We start from the raw sequence: 17527 nt of genomic DNA, 5'->3' as shown, positions 1-17527 counted from the left end.
AATAAAAAAGAAGGAGGATCGCCTCCTTCTTTTTCTTATGAAACCTCCCGGTCATCCAGTACCGTTTCGGCAATATTCACAGAATGGTCGCCGATACGCTCTAAATTACTGATCATGTCGACAAACACGATACCGGCAGAACCAGAGCATCTGCCTTCATTCAGGCGCAGGATGTGTTTTTTACGCAGCTTCCGCTCCATCTTATCGATATCTTCTTCCTGTCTGGCAACCTGCTGGGCAATCTCATAATCATCTTTTTCAAGTGCTTCGACAGCACGGTTAAACGTGCTGATCGTCAGCGTGAACATTTCATTTAAGTCTTTGTACGCTTCTTCTGAAAGCGTCACTTTATTGGTGAGCTGATAGTCTACGAGCTCCATCACATTTTCCATGTGATCGCCGACACGTTCAATGTCGCGGACAGTATCCATCACAACTGAGTGTTTCCGCGAATTTTCTTTAGACAAAGAGCGGGCGGAAATACCGATCAAATAATCCGTAATATTTTTGTCCAGGTTGTTGATCGCTTCTTCGTACCGGACGATGTTTTCCGCGTCCTTTTTATTTTTGGTCTCCAGGTAACTTTCGCTCTTCTGGAGGCCTTTACCTGCATATTCCGCCATCCTGAGCGTCTCCAGCTTCGCCTGGTCGAGCGCGATGGCCGGGGACTGCTGGATAAAGGCCGGATCGAGGTGCTTGGCTTTGTATTCGATTTCGTCCCCTTTGCCCGGCACCAGCTTGGTGACCAGGTACGCCAGCGCTCCGACAAACGGCAGCTGGATCAAAGTGTTGGAGACGTTGAAAATGCCGTGCGCAAACGCGATCGTCATCGGCGGGTTCAGGTTCAGCCATTCCTGCAGGTTGCCGATAAACAGCGTGTACGGCACAAGCAGGATCAGGATGATGGTGGCCCCGATCAGGTTGAAGATCACGTGGGTGAGCGCCGCCCGCTTGGCCGCCACCGACGCCCCGATCGCGGCGAGCACCGCGGTGATGGTCGTCCCGATGTTGTCGCCGAACAGCACCGGCAGCGCCGCGTCAAGCGGCATCGCCCCCTGGTTGTAGAGCTCCTGCAGCAGCCCGATCGTCGCCGACGAGCTCTGCAGCCCGATCGTGAAAATGATCCCGATCGCCAGGCCGAGCAGCGGGTTCTCGCTCATGCTGATCGTCAGCTCCCGGAAGGCCGGCAGGTCTTCGAGCGGGGCGACCCCGTCGCCCATCAGCGTCAGCCCGAAAAAGATGGCCCCGAACCCGAACACCGACTGGCCGATGTTGCTGACTTTTTTGTTTTTAAAGAAGAAGATCAGGATCGTCCCCGCAAACAGGATCGGCAGGGCGAACTCCTCGATTTTGATCCCGATGATAAAGGCGGTGGCCGTCGTGCCGATGTTGGCCCCCATGATCACCCCGATCGCCTGGCGCAGCGTCATGAACCCGGCGCTGACCAGGCCGACGACGAGCACGGTGGTGCCGGTGCTCGTCTGGATCAGGATGGTGACGATGATCCCGACCAGCACGCCCATGAACGGGTTGGTCGTAAATTTATCGAGCAGGTCCCGCAGCTTGTCGCCCGCGATCTTCTGCAGGCCGTCGCCCATGTATTTGATCCCGAACAGGAAAATCCCCAGGCCGCCGAGAAACGTAAATATCAGCGTTTGAATATCCAAACTCCCTCATCCCCTTAATCACTTTATGTATTCTGTCCTTTTTTGCCACACCCAATCTATTTTTAAAGTAAATTGAATGGTTTGTAAAGGAAATATTACTTTTTCCCAAAGTTATTTAGCTTTTGTTTTTTTCCGTAAAAAAAGAGCAAGCCGCAGCTTCCTCTTTTTTCATTATTAACCATTAATATGGTAATTACTGTTCTTTTACAGCTGTCTCAAGACGCTTGACACGGATGCGCGTCCCATCCACAGATGTTACCTCTATTTCTTCTTCAGCATTCAGCCACTGATCGCCGCTGGTAGCACTGTAACGCTCTCCCTCAATATCAATCGTACCTGTCGGGCGGAAAGGAGTAACGGTGGTCCCCGTTTTGCCGACCAGTCCTTCATACGTCTGATTTATAGAGTTATAGCCCTGTTCGCTTGTCAAACTGTCCTTAAGCATCAGCTTCGACCATAGATCCCGGCGGGGAAAAACCTTCAGGAAAAACATCGCTGAAATGGCTCCGGCCAAAAAGCCGAAAATAACGAGTACTCCGTATATGATAGTAGGAGTCGGCACAGCGATCGATACTCCCATTAGCAAAAGACCTACAATAGAGACAGTTCCGTCTCCAATAAGCTTCCCGTCAAGCAGGATCAGCCCAAGACCGGCTGCATATAATACAAGCACCCAGATACCGGCTGCCCCTTCAAGATGATAGGAAAAGAATAAGACCATAAAGGCTGTTCCCAGAATAAAAAATAAGCTTTTGGACTTAACTAGAAACTCTGAGATTAAAAACATCGTTCCAAGAAAAACGACAATAAAGCCGACACTCGGGTTCGCTAACCATTCCATTGTATATACTCCCTTCCATAAACTTCTGTAATCACTGACTAATACGACTCGTAAAAGCTTGGTAATCATATATACGCGTAAACACCCGTAATCGTTTCACAATTATTGTAACTCTTCTTCCTGCCAGTTGTCAGCTGTAAGCGTCTTCTTCGCATAAAAAAGAGGCCCCGCGGCCTCTTCTCTTTTTACTAATATTATGCTGATTCTTCAGAGTCGCTGTTAAACCACCCCTGCACGGAATCAAGCATTTGTTCGAGGAAAGCAACGATGCGCGAAAGGAAATTCTGCGTATCTTCACTGTTTACAAAGCTGTCGATGTTTTCCGAAGCTTTATCAAGCTGACTCTCCATCTGCGACCAGTCGATATTTAAATTCTGCATCCGGTCAAATAAGGAAACGAGCTCATCTGTCTGCTCTTCGCTCAGTTCAATATTCATATCGCCTGACACATTTTGCACAATGACCCGGATATCTTCCGTATTATTAATCTCCGTATTGTTTATTTCCTGCTTAATCTGTGTAATCAGTGTTGTTGCTTCTTCTTTGCCGATATCTTCGCCAAGCTCAGAAGTTTTGGCAATCTCTTCGTTTGCCACCTGTTTTTGATCCTCGGATATATTAACATTGTTCTGCTGTTCGTAGGCTTTTAAGATCCCGGTCAGTGCTGCCGTTCCGGATACCTCAAACGGAGCTGTCACGTAAACCTCTGCATCCTCCACACCCGCTGTTGCCAGCGCGTTTGCATACATTCCTTCTGTAACTGTATCTATTTTGTTCGTTTCAATATCGATGCCTTCTCCGTCTTCAGCTGCAGTAATCCTTGCAGAAGATAACGCGCGCGAGCCAATTTCAGAGCTGCTTAAATAATCTCCAAGATACTGGTACTCTTCTTCATTTGTGACCTCTACAACCGGTACTTCCCCTTCAGTCACATCCATCTCTTCAAGCAGAGAACTTCTTTGATCTGAAGACAGATCCTGGCCGAGTGTCACTGTTACATCCCCAGCTGCAGCGTCCGCTGACGCCTGCTGACTTACCCCAAGAACCCCTAACGTAACTACCCCGGCTGCTAATGTCTGCTGCCACCACTTCATTATGTTCAACTCTCCTTCTTATGCCCTTTCATTTCCAATCCCGTACTTTGATGACCAATATTTTTATATTCGTCGCATCTATAGTCGTAAGCCCGGGGAAAAAGTTACATCACCCGCATTCTTTCGTTAGTTTCTCATCATTTTACAAAATACCGTCTTTTACACTTCCGATTTCCGCTCTCTGGAAGCAACTGCTTGCCAAGAGTACACACCCACTGATACAATTACGATGTGTTATAGACCACTATTAACTATTGTTGTTGCACTAGACGAGGCACGAAATAAATTCACCAATATAAAGGGGCGAATGGATACATGAGCCAAATAACCCACCGCAGCGAAACCCGAGCAGTCAAAGTAGGTAATGTGACGATCGGTGGCAGTAATGAAGTAGTAGTACAAAGCATGACCACAACAAAAACTCACGATGTGGAAGCGACCGTCGCAGAAATTCACCGCCTTGAAGAGGCCGGATGCCAGATTGTCCGCGTCGCATGCCCACAAATGAAGGATGCTGAAGCAATTCCGAAAATTAAACAGCGCATCAATATTCCGCTCGTTGTCGATATCCACTTCGACTATAATATGGCCTTGAAAGCTATTGAAGGCGGCGCTGATAAAATCCGGATCAATCCGGGCAATATCGGGAAACGGGAAAAAGTGGAAGAGGTTGTTGAGGCCGCCAAAGCCAAAGGCATTCCAATCCGTATTGGTGTAAACGCCGGCTCCCTCGAAAAACGGATCCTTGATAAATACGGATACCCAACTGCAGACGGAATGGTCGAGAGTGCTCTCTACCATATTTCTATCCTTGAAGAGCTCGGCTTTTACGATATCATCGTTTCGATGAAAGCTTCAGACGTCCACCTGGCTATTGAAGCTTATGAAAAAGCGGCTCAGGCATTCAGCTACCCACTTCACCTGGGGATTACTGAATCAGGCACTCAATTCGCAGGCACAGTCAAAAGTTCTGCCGGACTCGGAGCTATTCTAAGTAAAGGAATCGGAAGCACACTGCGTATTTCTCTCAGTGCCGATCCGGTAGAGGAAGTAAAAGTGGGACGCGAACTGCTGAAAACATTCGGCCTCGCATCCAACGCAGCTACACTTATCTCATGTCCTACCTGCGGACGTATTGAAATCGATTTGATCAGCATCGCCAATGACGTGGAAGAATATATTTCCACCATTAAAGCTCCGATTAAAGTAGCCGTGCTCGGCTGCGCTGTTAACGGCCCCGGCGAAGCACGAGAAGCCGATATCGGTATTGCCGGTGCAAAAGGCGAAGGTCTTCTATTCCGCCACGGAGAAATCATCCGGAAGGTTCCGGAAGAAACCATGGTGGAAGAGCTAAAGATCGAAGTTGATAAAATTGCTGAAGAGCACTATGCCAAAGAAGCAGAAAAAGAACGGGAAGCTAAAGAAAAAGAACTGACAAATTAAGCTCTCGACGCAAAAAGCTCCACCCATTAAGGGCGGAGCTTTTTTGTTTCACCTGTTATTGCTGCAGCACCTATGGTTATGCCGGTGCTGCTTCCTTTTGTTTCGCTTTTTTGCATTCGGCACAAAGTCCGTAAATTTCAAACTTATGCCCGGTCACTTCAAAGCCGCCGTCAACGTTTTCATTCAGCCAGTCCATCGGGCACGTCTCAATTTCTCTCGTTTTTCCGCACTCGAGACAGATAAGGTGGTGATGATGGGCCGTTGTTGAACAGGAAAAACGAAAATGCATTTCTCCTTCAAGCTCTGTCATCTCGAGAATATCCATTTCCTCGAATATGGAGAGGTTGCGATAGACAGTATCCACACTCATTCCCGGATAATTTTTCTGCAGGGAATGCAGTACTTCCTTCGCTGTCAAATAGCGTTTTTCATCTGAAAAAAGCTGGAGCAGTTCTTCACGCTTGGCTGTATATTTAAATCCCTGATCCTTCATAATATTAAGCGCTTTGGTGACGTTCATATTTAAGCCTCCTGTTTCTTTTCCAGTTGATCCATGCTCTGAGAACTAAAGTGGCAAAAAGTATAAAAGCAGCGGTCACTACAGTGCCGCCTCCCGACGCAATGCCAAGAAATATGGATCCAGTCACACCGGCCGCCACAGAGGCTTCTCCGATAATAACAGCAATCAGAAGCATTCGTTTAAAGCCGGAGGCCCACTGCATTGCGGCCGCTGCCGGCAGCGTAATCAGCGCTCCGGCAAGCAGCACGCCGACCACCTGCATCGATGCAGAAATAACAATCGCAAGCAGTACAGCAAGCAGTACATTGAACATCTTAACTGGTATTCCGGCAGCAGCCGCCATTTCTTCATCGAAGGAAAGAAACATCAATTCTCTGCCAAACGCTGCAAGCAGCCCGAGGGCAGCAATTGTCATTACTCCGATAAACCAAAGATCTTCCATCTGTACGGAGACTACACTTCCAAACAGATAGCCGTACCACTCCGTCACCCCGTCAGCGGATATAGACATAAATACGGCGCTCAGTCCTACCGCTGCCGCCATTAAGATCGGGGCGGCAAGCTCCTGAAAGCCCCCGTATGTGTGACGTACCCGTTCAATGATCAACGAGCCGGCAAATGCAAATAAAAAGCCGCTGTATAACGGATTGATATCCCAAAAAGCCTGCAGATTACCGGCGAGCACTCCTGCCGTCACTCCAGCAAGAGTAACGTGAGCGAGGGAATCTGCTATCAGCGAGGACCGGCGCACGACTAAAAACGAGCCGATCAAAGGGGCTGTCAGGCCGATCAGCACCGCTGCTATAATGCTTCGTTCCACAAAATTAATATCAAACATAGCCGTCACTCTCTATTCTTTATTTTACACAAGGATTGCTTTTCTGTGCTATTGATTTGCTTTGTCCGTCCATTTCGTCTCTTCCCACGGACGCTGACGTATTCGCCCAGTGGCTTTTTCAGCCAGTACAACGAATGTCCATATAAGAAATGAAATGACTGCGATTGTGCCGCCTGAGCTCAGATCATAATAATATGAAGCAAAAAAGCCGGCCAGAACGGCTGTTTCCCCGAAAAGCACCGCGTATAAAAACATGCTCTTGAAGGTGGAAGCAACCCGGAGCGCCGCTGCTGCCGGCAGGGTAATTAAAGCGGAGACGAGCAGCACTCCCAAAATAGATATGGAAGAAGCAACTATGACCGCTGCGATACCGGCAAATAATAAATTCACTCTCTGCACCGGGATCCCGTTTACGGCAGCCTGCTCTTCATCGAAAGCCAGGAATAATAATTCTTTATAAAACAGCAGAAACAACAGGAGCGACACGGCAGAAATAGCACCAATCACCACTGCGTCTGAAGCATTCACTGTAAGAATGCTTCCAAATAAATAGTTAAACAAATCATTATTAAAGCCATCCGCCAGAGAAATAAAAACGACTCCGAGCCCAATGGCTGAAGCCATCACTACCGGTATGGAAAGCTCCTGAAACGTTTGAAAACGCCGACGCAGATACTCAATCACAAACGATACGATGAACGTAAATAAAATACCGGTATAAAGCGGGTTCCATTCGCTGAGCCATACCCAGAATGAAGCGAGCCAAAGATGAAAGGCGATGCCGGTCAGCGCTGTATGCGACATCGCATCGGCGATCATCGGCGTTTTTCTGACTACCACGAACACACCTGCAGCCGGAGCAACCACGCCGATCATGAGACCGATGATGAGCGCATATCTTAAAAAATCAAATTCCAGAAAAATCATCAGGCTCCTCCTGCATGGTGATCATGCTCATGGTGGATAATATGCACATCGTGTCCGTAAGCGCCGGCAAGATCACTTTCTTCAAATTCCCGTGTCGTTCCGTGAAAATGAAGCTGCTGGTTCAGGCAGGCTACTTTTGTCACGTATTTGGTCATCGCTCCTACATCATGGGTAACAAGGATAAGAGTAATACCCTTCTCTCTGTTCCAGTGGCTCAGCCGTTCATAAAATGCCTGAGCGGATGCAGCATCCACCCCGACGGTCGGTTCGTCCAAAATCAGCACCTCCGGGTCGCTCACAAGGGCACGTGCAATAAACACCCGCTGCTGCTGCCCCCCGGAAAGCCGGCCCATATTCTTCTTTTTATAGCCGAGCATATCCACCTGCTCGAGCGCTTCGTGAATACGCTGCTTGTCTTTACGATTCAAAAAACGAAGCAGCCCCTTTTTACCGTAAAGTCCCATAGCTACGACTTCATACACGGTCACCGGGAAGCCGGCATTAAAACGATTCGCTTTTTGAGAAACATAGCCGATCTTCGGCCATTGATGAAATTGGCGTACGGGCGTTCCAAACCATCGTACTTCTCCTCTGTAATGCTTGTGCAGCCCTAAAAGAATCCGGACGAGCGTAGATTTTCCCGAGCCGTTCGGCCCGACCAGACCTACGAAATCTCCGCGATTTATATTCATATTGATATCGTCCAGCACGAGCTCTGACTCGTAGCGAAACGAAAGATGATTCACTTCAAGCAGCGTATTTGTTGAATCTTCCACCGGGAAGCCTCCTTCTTTCCAAAAACAATTAAGAATCGTTACGATTTATTGATAGGAAAAGTATACAAAACCTTTTTGCTTCTGTAAATCTTCTTTGCTTAATCGTGTATACAATTCATGGTTATTCTTTGTATGATAGTTAGTAGTAAAGCAGTTAAACGAAATCAAATCCATTTCTAAGGAATGATGAGAATGTTTCAAGCGAAAGAAAAAGTCGCCGTTATTGATATAGGTTCCAACTCGATCCGCCTGGTAATTAATGAAGTGGACGAAAAGCGCGGGTACCGCGAGCTTCATAACTTAAAAATCGTCGCCCGCCTGAGCAACCATATCGACGACCAGAACGCACTCACCGAAGAGGGGAGAGATATTTTGCTGCATACCCTGCAGCAGTTTGAAGAAGTTCTCCGTTTTCACGACGTTCAGACTATTCATGCTGTAGCCACCGCAGCTGTGCGGGGTGCCTCCAACCGCGAAGAGGTTTTGCAGTATATTGAAGAACGCATCGATTTTCCCATCCGCGTTCTTTCCGGGGAAGAAGAAGCCTCCTATGGGTATCTTGCCGTAGTGAATTCCACCAGCCTTTCGGAGGGAATTACCATTGATATCGGGGGCGGCAGTACAGAGGTAACCATGTTTAAAAACAGGGAACTCGTGCGCACCCACAGCTTCCCCTTCGGCGCTCTGACATTAAAGCAGAAGTTTCTTCCAAACGATGACAAAATCACTTCGAGCAACCTGAAGCAGATGAATAAATGGATCGAAAAACAATTTCAAAAAGTGTCCTGGCTGCGAGAAGAAGGGGAAAATCTTCCGGTCGTCGGTATCGGCGGAAGTTCCCGGAACATGGTGCTGGTGCACCAGGCTTCCATCAATTATCCGCTGGCCGGCCTGCATCAGTATTCCATGAGCGGTGACGATATCGCTGAAACAATGGAGCTTCTTGAAAAATCAAGCTTATCAGAACGCGAAAACATCGAAGGGCTTTCCAAAGACCGGGCGGACGTCATTATTCCGGCGGTGCGGATTATTTCCCAGCTTTATAAGCATATCGATGCCTCCTACTATTTAATCAGCAACAAGGGCCTCCGCGACGGACTGTTGTTTGAAGAGCTGCTCCGGGATAAAATATATCCCCATTTTCCGGACGTGATCGAGGAAAGCTTTTACCAGCTGAACCGGGAATTCGAGATTAACCCGGACTATGTGGATGAAGTCGGAAACATTGCTTCTTCCATGTACAACAGCCTGGAGCCGTATATTCCAAAATCCTATCTGCATGAAGACAACCACCGCCTGCTGAACCGCGCGGCCCAGGTTCTTTATATCGGGGAGTACATCAGCTCGGAGGCAAGCAGCCAGCACACCTTCTATATTTTAACCAACCGTTCCATCGATGGCATTACGCATGAAGAGCGGATCGCCATGTCACTTGTGTCTTCCTTCAAATCTAAATCGATGTTTAAACAGTTTTCGAAACCGTTCCGGCCGTATATGCAGAAAAACAGCCTGAAACGGCTGGAATTTCTTGGCAGCATTTTAAAATTCTCTTATTCGCTTAACCGTACGCGCCGCAATATCGTTTCGGGGCTTGGCATTGAAAAAGAAGGCAAAGAGCTTCATTTCCATATATACTGCCGCGAGGGGATGCATTCCACTTTTGAAGAAGCCAAAGCAGATAAGTATAAAAAACACCTGGAAAAAATGATCAACCGCGAGATTGTGCTTCACTTCCACGAACAGTCGCCGGTTTCTGCTTTTTCCAGCTGAACAATGCTTTTTTCGTGAATCTTTACATGCGCTTAACATTTCGTTGATACAATTGGCCCAGGAGTGACCAGGGTGTAAAGAAAGGCGGATTCTACAATGACCGAAATGACTCAGACACATATTGACCTTGAAAATCCGGCATATTATAACAACCGTGAGATCAGCTGGCTTGCGTTTAATGAGCGGGTGCTCGAAGAAGCCCTCGACGAGACCAATCCGCTCCTTGAACGCCTGCGTTTTTTAGGCATTTTCAGCTCCAACCTGGATGAATTTTTCATGGTCCGGGTCGCAGGGTTAAAAGATCAGGTAAAAGCAGGGTTCAATAAACCTGAAAACAAAGCTGGGCTCACGCCGAAGCAGCAGCTCTCGGCCATCACCGAAAAAAATTCAGAGCTCGTGCGGCTGCAGGATCATTTTTTTACGGAAACGGCTGTTCCGCTGTTAGCCTCGGAAAACATCCGCTTTCTTTCGACGCTTGAATTAGACAGCGGCCAGTATCAATATATCCAGGAGTATTTCATGGCGAGTATTATGCCGGTTCTCACACCGATGGCTGTGGATGCCTACCGCCCGTTTCCCATGCTTTTAAACAAGTCCCTGAACCTGGCCGTCCGGCTCCAGAAAGAAGCCGGTGATGAAAAAGAAAGCATTGCCATTGTCCAGGTACCCGGGGTGCTCCCCCGCTTCCTTGTGCTTCCGTCATCCGACGGCAGCCGGGAGTATATTTTGCTTGAACAGGTACTGGCAGAATTTATCCATATGCTCTTCAAGGGGTTTACTGTCTTAAGTGCTTCTCCGTTCCGGATCACCCGCAACGCGGATTTAACCATTCATGAGGAGGGTGCCCGCGATCTCCTCCGGGAGATTGAAAAGGAATTAAAAAAACGCAAATGGGGCGCCGCTGTTCGTTTGGAATGCCAGCATGGCATGATGGATGACTATATTCTTGAGTTTCTGCTCGAAGCTCTCGAGATTCACCCAGACGACGTTTATACACTGAAGGGGCCGATCGATTTAACTTTCTTATTTCCGCTCTGTGAGGAGCTTGCCCCGGAATGGGAGCATCTTGTGTATGAGACGCTTATTCCCCAGCCGCCGGAGGATTTGATTACTGAGTCCGATGTGTTTAATGCTTCCGATGACCGGGACATTTTACTTCACCATCCTTATGAATCGTTCCAGCCCGTTATCGACTTTATTTCCACAGCGGCCGACGATCCGGACGTTTTAGCGATTAAGCAGACTCTCTACCGGGTCAGCGGGGACTCCCCCATTATTGCCGCACTGGCAAGAGCGGCGGAACAGGGGAAACAGGTGACGGTCCTCGTCGAGCTGAAGGCACGCTTTGATGAAGAAAATAATATCCAGTGGGCGAAAACCCTTGAGAAATCCGGCGTTCACGTCATTTACGGGATTACATCACTAAAAACCCACAGTAAAATTGTGCTGATCGTCAAGAAGACAGCAGATGGCATCAAGAGGTATGTGCATCTTGGCACCGGCAACTACAACGATTCCACCGCTAAAGTGTACACCGATATGGGCATGATTACGACCCGTCCCTCCTTCGGTGAGGACGCCACTAACTTTTTTAATCATTTAAGCGGCTTTTCCCAGCAGCCGTACTGGAATGAAATCAGCACTTCTCCGGAAGGAATACGCGAGGAGCTGATTCATTTGATCCAACGGGAGATTGACTGCCATCGCCAGGACGGAAGCGGGCATATTATCGCCAAAATGAATTCGTTAACAGATAAAGAACTCATTATTAAACTGTATGAAGCTTCCCGGGCCGGTGTCCGCATTGAACTTATTGTTCGTGGTATCTGCTGCCTGAAGCCAGGCATCCCCGGAGTGAGCGAAAGCATCACCGTCCGCAGCATCGTCGGGCGTTTCCTTGAGCATACCCGTATTTTTTATTTTGCCAACAGCGCCCGTGACGACTATTATTTGTCCTCGGCTGACTGGATGACAAGAAACATGGAAAAACGAATCGAAATCATGTTTCCTGTCTACGAACCTATTTTAAAAAAGCGGCTCAATGCCATTTTGGAGCTGATCCTGCAGGATAATGTGAAGGCAAGGGAGCAGGACAGCAGCGGTTATTATCATTACGTTGAGCCTGCGCCCGGAGAGCCCGCCGTTAACAGCCAGCTGGTATTGTTTGAGTGGGCATCGAGATTTCTTGATATGAACAACGAATAAAACAAGCACGCCCCGCATGAATACATGCGGGGCGTGCTTGTTGCTGTCCTTGTTTCTGGTTTCTTTTCCTGAGCTTCCAGAAATAAAAGAGCATGAATGCGTGAGGCGCATTCATGCAGAAGACATTTACACCTCTGCTGGCATTAATTCATCCCGCCAGTTCGGCTTCCATTCTTTTTGTCTGAGCATCGCAATTTCGTGCTTATACGGTGGTTTTTTGTTTTTTTTGTCTGTGCCGACATAAGGTGTTTCCAGTATTTTCGGCACAGAAGCAAACGCCTCGTGATGCACAATTTCTGCTAACGTACTGTAGCCGATATAGCCGTAACCAATATTTTCGTGGCGGTCTTTGCCTGCCCCGCGTTCGTTTTTACTGTCATTAATATGAAGCACCTTCAGCCGGTCGAGGCCGACATAATGGTCGAACGACTCCAGCACGCCGTCCAGATCCCCTACGATATCGTAGCCTGCATCATGCGTGTGGCATGTATCAAAGCAGACACTCAGCTTATCGTTGTGAGTTACTCCACTGATAATCTCCGAAAGCTCTTCAAAGCTTATTCCGCACTCCGAGCCTTTGCCCGCCATTGTTTCAAGCGCGATCTGCACCTTCTGGTCCGGATAAATAACCTCATTTAAGCCCTCGATAATTTTTTTAATGCCTGCTTCTGTACCGGCCCCGACGTGCGCCCCCGGGTGAAGAACAATCTGCTTTGCCCCGAGCGACTCGGATCTGCTGATTTCATTGCGCAGAAAATCCACACCAAGCTGAAATGTTTCCGGCTTGGTCGTATTGCCGATATTGATAATATAAGGCGCATGAACCACTACCTCTTCAATGCCGTTTTCTTTCATGTGGGCGTGCCCGTCTTCGATATTTAATTCTTCAATAGGTTTGCGCCGGGTATTCTGCGGCGCTCCTGTATAAATCATCATCGCTGTCGCTCCATACGAAGCCGCTTCTTCACTTGAACCAAGAAGCATTTTTTTCCCGTTCATCGATACATGCGAGCCTAAAAGCACAGTCATCACCTCAGTTGTTATTTTCGTTTGCGGCGGCGGGACGCCGTCTGGTCTGCCATCGCTTTTTTCTTATAGCCCGGCTTCACTTTTTTCGGTTTTTTCACCGGCATGGCGTCAGGAGCAGGCGCAGGCTTCCGTTTTGTCTGCTTGGAGGCAAACAGCGGCTTGGAGAGCTCGGTCCATGTTCCTTTGCGAAAGTCCATGAACGTGAAGCGGATACCCTGCTTTTGAAGAGAAAGAACGGCTTTCCGGTCGTCTTCTCCCATCAGAGTGTATGACTCTCCTGTCAGTCCGGCTCTCCCGGCACGGCCCGTCCGGTGAATAAAGTATTCCAGTTCCTTCGGCAGGCTGTAGTTAATAATGTGGGAAATACCCGGAATATCCATACCGCGGGCAGCAAGGTCGGTAGCTACCAGATACTGAACCTCAAGATTTTGAATCCGTTTCATAACCTGTTTACGCTGCCGCGAAGGCAGACCGCCGTGCAGCACTTCTACCGGGTATTGTTTTTTGAACATTTCTCCGGCTAGTTCGTCCGCTTCCTCTTTCGTACTTGCAAATATGATAGCGAGAAATGGCTGCAGCCGGTCCACAAGCTCCATTGTCACATCAAGACGGCTGCGGTGTCTGAGCGCGATGCCGTAATGCGTCATTTCTTTTGGCGTCGCATGCTCCGGCTTTACGTGCACATGCTTGGGATTGTTCATATATTTGCGGAGAAACGGCTGCAGGCTTTCCGGTACTGTTGCCGAAAATACCATCATCTGCAGGTTATCTGCCATTTTTCCGGCCACCGGATCAATTTCTTCCAGGAAGCCCATATCAAGCATCTGGTCTGCTTCGTCAATGACAAGCATGCTGACCGTGTGTACATTGATAACATTTTCTCCGACCATGTCCTTCAGCCGCCCTGGCGTGGCCACAATAATGTGCGGTGGGTTACGGAGCTGCTCCATCACTCTGGAGCGGTCCGTTCCCCCGGATACCTGCTTGGCACGTACCGAAGAGGTTTCATCTTCATCCGTAATTTCCTTCAGAACACCGAAAATCTGGCCGGCGAGCTCCCGGGTAGGCGCTGTAATGACTGCCTGCACTTCCGCTTTGGAGGTGTCGATTCTGCTCAGAATTGGCAGCAGATACGCAAGTGTTTTCCCTGATCCGGTCTGCGACTGGCCGATAACATCCTTGCCATTAATCGCAGCGGGCATCAGCCGTTCCTGAATATCCGTTGGTTTTTGAATTCGTTTTTTATCCAGCAGCCTGAGGGCATATGCCGGAATATTGTATTGTTTAAAGCGGTTTTCCACGCTGTTCACCTAACTCTCTTTTCATTTACGCATTTTTTGCATCTCCATATTTTATCATAGTTAAAATAGAAACCATAGCTTCTCCTCTGCTTCTGTTCACAAAATATTAAAGGAATACATCCCTTCAGCCGTCCTTTCTTTTCAACCAGACACTTAGGTAGTATAATGAATCCAGAATCGTTTTACATGACTGCATACGTAAAGTCAGCGCGTACACGCAAGACCTCACGGTTCAAATTATGAAACAGGAGGCCTTTATGGAAGTAACAAAAATTTCACCACGTGGATACTGCTACGGCGTTGTCGATGCGATGGTAATGGCGAAAAAAGCCGCCGGTAACCAGGAGCTTCCGCGTCCAATCTATATTTTAGGCATGATCGTACACAATAAGCACGTGACTGACGCATTTGAAGAAGAAGGTGTCATTTCCCTCGACGGGCCCAACCGGCTTGAAATACTCCGGCAGGTAGATAAAGGGACAGTCGTATATACAGCTCACGGCGTTTCTCCAGAAGTACGCCAACTCGCTGAAGAAAAAGGACTGACCACCATTGATGCCACCTGCCCCGATGTTACCGTCACGCACGACTTAATACGGGAAAAACGGGACCAGGGCTATGAATTTATCTATGTCGGCAAGAAGGGACACCCGGAGCCGGAAGGCGCTGTCGGTGTCGCTCCGGACATTGTGCATTTAGTGGAAACGCTCGACGATCTTGAAAGCTTAAACATTAAGTCGGAACGGATTATCATGACTAACCAGACGACCATGAGCCAGTGGGACGTTTCCGACATTATGGACCGGGCGAGAGAAATTTATCCGCATGCAGAAATCCATAATGAAATCTGCAACGCCACCCAGGTACGCCAGGAAGCGGTAGCTGAACAGGCGAAGGATGTAGATCTCGTTCTCGTTGTCGGCGACCCGAAAAGCAACAACTCCAACCGGCTTGCCCAGGTGTCTGAACAGGTCGCGGGCACAACAGCTTACCGGATCAGCAACTTAACCGAGCTGGATTTAAGCTGGCTTGAAAATGTCAACTCTGTAGGTGTGACAGCAGGTGCTTCCACACCAACGTTAATCACAAAGGAAGTCATCCTGTTTATCGACCAGTACGATCCAAACGATTCATCCACATGGGATACCGAATCTCATATCGATAAATCAAAAATCCTCCCAAAAATCAAAGCAAAATCATAAACAAATCCCTCCGCTTGACCGCGGAGGGATTTTTTCTATTATGCCAGCCGAAACGGTTCGGTAGACAAAGCAGAAGCCAGCCATTCCACCTGCAGCCGGCCCTGGCTGCGGTGCTGCATTTCCTTCTGCACGCCTTTTTTCATAATTTTTTCCACGTGATGGCCGGGATCTATCATCGTAAGGCCATCCATCGCCGCGTCCTGGGCTGTATGGAAATAAATATCGCCGGTAATGTACACATCCGCCTGCCTGGAAAGCGCCTGCTTCCAGTATTTGTTGCCGTCGCCCCCGAGCAGGGCCACGCGTTTAACCCGCTCGGTTTTTCCATCCACCACGCGGACAAACGGTACGTCATAGCTTTTTTTCACCTGCTCCACAAACGCTTCAAGCGTCATTTCCTCCGGGAGCTCTCCCACTCTCCCAAGCCCGTAAGGCTCACCAGGAATAGCGAGCGGATACACATCATAAGCCGGTTCTTCATACGGATGAGCAGCGGTCAAAGCGGCTTCTACAGTTTGCCGGAGAGAGGCCGGTACAATCGTTTCCATCCGCTTTTCGTCCGCGAACTCCATCTTTCCCTGCTCGCCTAAAAAAGGATTTGTGTCCTCGCCGGGGATAAACGTGCCAGTACCCGAAGCAGAAAATGTGCAATGACTGTATCCGCCGATATAGCCGGCCCCCGCATCCCCCACTGCCTTTCTTACTTCTTCAGCGTGGGACTCCGGTACAAAGGCCACTAGCTTATACAGCTCGTCTTCACCTGTCGCAGCCAGCACCTCCGTGTTCGTTAAACCGAGCGCCTCTGCCATCATGTCATTCACACCCCCGGGAGCAATATCGAGGTTTGTGTGCGCGGCATAGACGGTTAAATCATGCTTAATGCACTTTTCAATTACCGGCCCCTGTCCATTTGACACATCGAGCGACGTTATTGGACGAAACAGCAGCGGGTGGTGGGCAATGATTAACTCCGCCCCTGTTTTGACAGCTTCATCCACCACCTCTTCGGATACATCAAGGGTGGTAAGCACCTTTGTGACCGGCTGGTTCCAGTCCCCGATCATCAGGCCCACCCGGTCGCCTTCCACAGCAAGCGATGGCGGTGCCCATTCTTCAAATAACCGGATAACGTCACGTACAGTATTCATGTAATAACCTCCTCAGCCCATGCAATGTATTGGTTTAATTTTTGCTTCTTTGCCGTTGTCTGTTCTGTCGGAACGGCGTTTGCCAGCTGTTGTAAAATCTGCTGCCAGTTATCTTTTTCCCTCATCCATTTATCCTTAAAAGCATTGTTCCGCTCCTTGAGCAAATACGGACCGAACAACAGCTGTTTTTCAAACGGCTCCTGGTTTTCCCGGTACGGCGCTTCCGCTTCCCCCGGCACTGCCGTCAGTACTTCATACACATGGCGGTCCTCCTTCAGGATTCGCTCATCGGTAAGCTTCCAGCCATTGTCAAACAGCCACTGGCGAATTCGGCCCGCGGAGATGTTAGGCTGCAGGATCAGCTTCTGCACCGGGCGGAGATGTGTCTTTCCCTCCTCTAAAATCTCTTTGATCAGCGTGCCGCCCATTCCCGCGATAACTACTGTATCAATACGATCAGTTTCTCTCAGGACAGTGAGTCCACTCCCGAGGCGGGTATCAATTTTATCTGTTAATCCACAGGAGGCAATGTAGTCTGATGCAGCCTGGAGCGGACCTGCATTCACATCAGCTGCTACTGCATGCTCCGCCTCCCGGTGCACCACTGCTTCGACCGGAACCAGCCCGTGGTCCGTGCCAATATCTGCGACCACCGCTCCCTGGTCAATTTGTTCCACGATAACTGCCAGTCTGTCCGGCAATACAGCTTTTTTCATGTTTTCCTCTCTCTTCTATGTAAAATAAAAAAGGGGACACCTGCTTATTT

15 protein-coding genes are annotated in these 17527 nt (G+C 48.8%); 4 read left to right on the top strand and 11 right to left on the bottom strand.

Annotated elements, in window-relative coordinates:
- Positions 1 to 35: 35 nt before the first annotated feature.
- From ACTRXI_RS07370 to ACTRXI_RS07360, 3 genes are all read right to left on the bottom strand, one after another.
- On the bottom strand, positions 36 to 1667 hold the full coding sequence (locus ACTRXI_RS07370) for a Na/Pi cotransporter family protein (protein WP_474261796.1): 1632 nt from the start codon (positions 1665 to 1667) through the stop codon (positions 36 to 38).
- A gap of 193 nt (positions 1668 to 1860) precedes the next feature.
- Positions 1861 to 2508 carry an NfeD family protein gene (locus ACTRXI_RS07365; protein ID WP_474261795.1) on the bottom strand — a complete coding sequence of 216 codons (648 nt, stop codon included), beginning with the start codon at positions 2506 to 2508 and terminating at the stop codon, positions 1861 to 1863.
- Positions 2509 to 2702: 194 nt separating this feature from the next.
- Positions 2703 to 3602, bottom strand: coding sequence for a DUF1002 domain-containing protein (locus ACTRXI_RS07360; protein WP_474261793.1), 900 nt, complete (start codon positions 3600 to 3602; stop codon positions 2703 to 2705).
- A 315-nt stretch (positions 3603 to 3917) separates the two neighbouring features.
- Between ACTRXI_RS07360 and ispG the strand changes: the two genes are divergently transcribed.
- Positions 3918 to 5045, top strand: coding sequence for a flavodoxin-dependent (E)-4-hydroxy-3-methylbut-2-enyl-diphosphate synthase (ispG, locus tag ACTRXI_RS07355; RefSeq protein WP_079476828.1), 1128 nt, complete (start codon positions 3918 to 3920; stop codon positions 5043 to 5045).
- A gap of 76 nt (positions 5046 to 5121) precedes the next feature.
- On the opposite strand, the gene ACTRXI_RS07350 is transcribed toward ispG, so the two are convergent.
- From ACTRXI_RS07350 to ACTRXI_RS07335, 4 genes are read right to left on the bottom strand one after another with little or no spacing between them, the layout of a single operon-like run.
- Positions 5122 to 5565, bottom strand: a complete 444-nt coding sequence (locus ACTRXI_RS07350) for a Fur family transcriptional regulator (protein ID WP_462868963.1) — start codon at positions 5563 to 5565, stop codon at positions 5122 to 5124.
- The gene (locus ACTRXI_RS07345) at positions 5543 to 6403 is read right to left on the bottom strand and encodes a metal ABC transporter permease (protein WP_474261792.1); all 861 of its coding nucleotides are present in this window, start codon (positions 6401 to 6403) and stop codon (positions 5543 to 5545) included. The genes ACTRXI_RS07350 and ACTRXI_RS07345 overlap by 23 nt, the downstream gene beginning before the upstream one ends.
- Positions 6404 to 6451: 48 nt before the next feature.
- Entirely contained in the window at positions 6452 to 7330 is an 879-nt protein-coding gene (locus tag ACTRXI_RS07340; RefSeq protein WP_474261791.1) for a metal ABC transporter permease, read from the bottom strand.
- A complete protein-coding gene (locus ACTRXI_RS07335; protein WP_474261790.1) occupies positions 7330 to 8106 on the bottom strand; it encodes a metal ABC transporter ATP-binding protein in 777 nt (258 codons plus the stop codon). The genes ACTRXI_RS07340 and ACTRXI_RS07335 overlap by 1 nt, the downstream gene beginning before the upstream one ends.
- Before the next feature lie 192 nt (positions 8107 to 8298).
- On the opposite strand from ACTRXI_RS07335, the gene ppx reads away from it, so the two are divergent.
- Complete coding sequence (gene ppx, locus ACTRXI_RS07330; RefSeq protein WP_474261788.1) at positions 8299 to 9876, top strand: exopolyphosphatase; 1578 nt, start codon at positions 8299 to 8301, stop codon at positions 9874 to 9876.
- 96 nt (positions 9877 to 9972) lie between these two features.
- Positions 9973 to 12081 carry an RNA degradosome polyphosphate kinase gene (locus ACTRXI_RS07325; protein WP_474261787.1) on the top strand — a complete coding sequence of 703 codons (2109 nt, stop codon included), beginning with the start codon at positions 9973 to 9975 and terminating at the stop codon, positions 12079 to 12081.
- A 126-nt stretch (positions 12082 to 12207) separates the two neighbouring features.
- On the opposite strand, the gene ACTRXI_RS07320 is transcribed toward ACTRXI_RS07325, so the two are convergent.
- Both ACTRXI_RS07320 and ACTRXI_RS07315 read right to left on the bottom strand, forming a co-directional pair.
- A complete protein-coding gene (locus tag ACTRXI_RS07320; protein ID WP_474261786.1) occupies positions 12208 to 13110 on the bottom strand; it encodes a deoxyribonuclease IV in 903 nt (300 codons plus the stop codon).
- An 11-nt stretch (positions 13111 to 13121) separates the two neighbouring features.
- Positions 13122 to 14420, bottom strand: a complete 1299-nt coding sequence (locus ACTRXI_RS07315) for a DEAD/DEAH box helicase (protein ID WP_474261785.1) — start codon at positions 14418 to 14420, stop codon at positions 13122 to 13124.
- Between the two features lie 248 nt (positions 14421 to 14668).
- Between ACTRXI_RS07315 and ACTRXI_RS07310 the strand changes: the two genes are divergently transcribed.
- Positions 14669 to 15613: a 4-hydroxy-3-methylbut-2-enyl diphosphate reductase gene (locus ACTRXI_RS07310; RefSeq protein WP_474261784.1), complete on the top strand. Its 945-nt coding sequence runs from the start codon at positions 14669 to 14671 to the stop codon at positions 15611 to 15613.
- A gap of 38 nt (positions 15614 to 15651) precedes the next feature.
- On the opposite strand, the gene ACTRXI_RS07305 is transcribed toward ACTRXI_RS07310, so the two are convergent.
- Positions 15652 to 16761: a Nif3-like dinuclear metal center hexameric protein gene (locus ACTRXI_RS07305; protein ID WP_474261783.1), complete on the bottom strand. Its 1110-nt coding sequence runs from the start codon at positions 16759 to 16761 to the stop codon at positions 15652 to 15654.
- Positions 16758 to 17477 carry a tRNA (adenine(22)-N(1))-methyltransferase gene (locus ACTRXI_RS07300; RefSeq protein ID WP_474261782.1) on the bottom strand — a complete coding sequence of 240 codons (720 nt, stop codon included), beginning with the start codon at positions 17475 to 17477 and terminating at the stop codon, positions 16758 to 16760. Before ACTRXI_RS07300 ends, ACTRXI_RS07305 begins: the two co-directional genes overlap by 4 nt.
- Between the last annotated feature and the right edge of the window lie 50 nt (positions 17478 to 17527).

This window comes from Marinococcus sp. LNHM4E3-1 (genome assembly GCF_056034405.1).
Note: the sequence above shows the minus strand (reverse complement) of the source record. Positions and strands in the feature narration are given on the sequence as shown.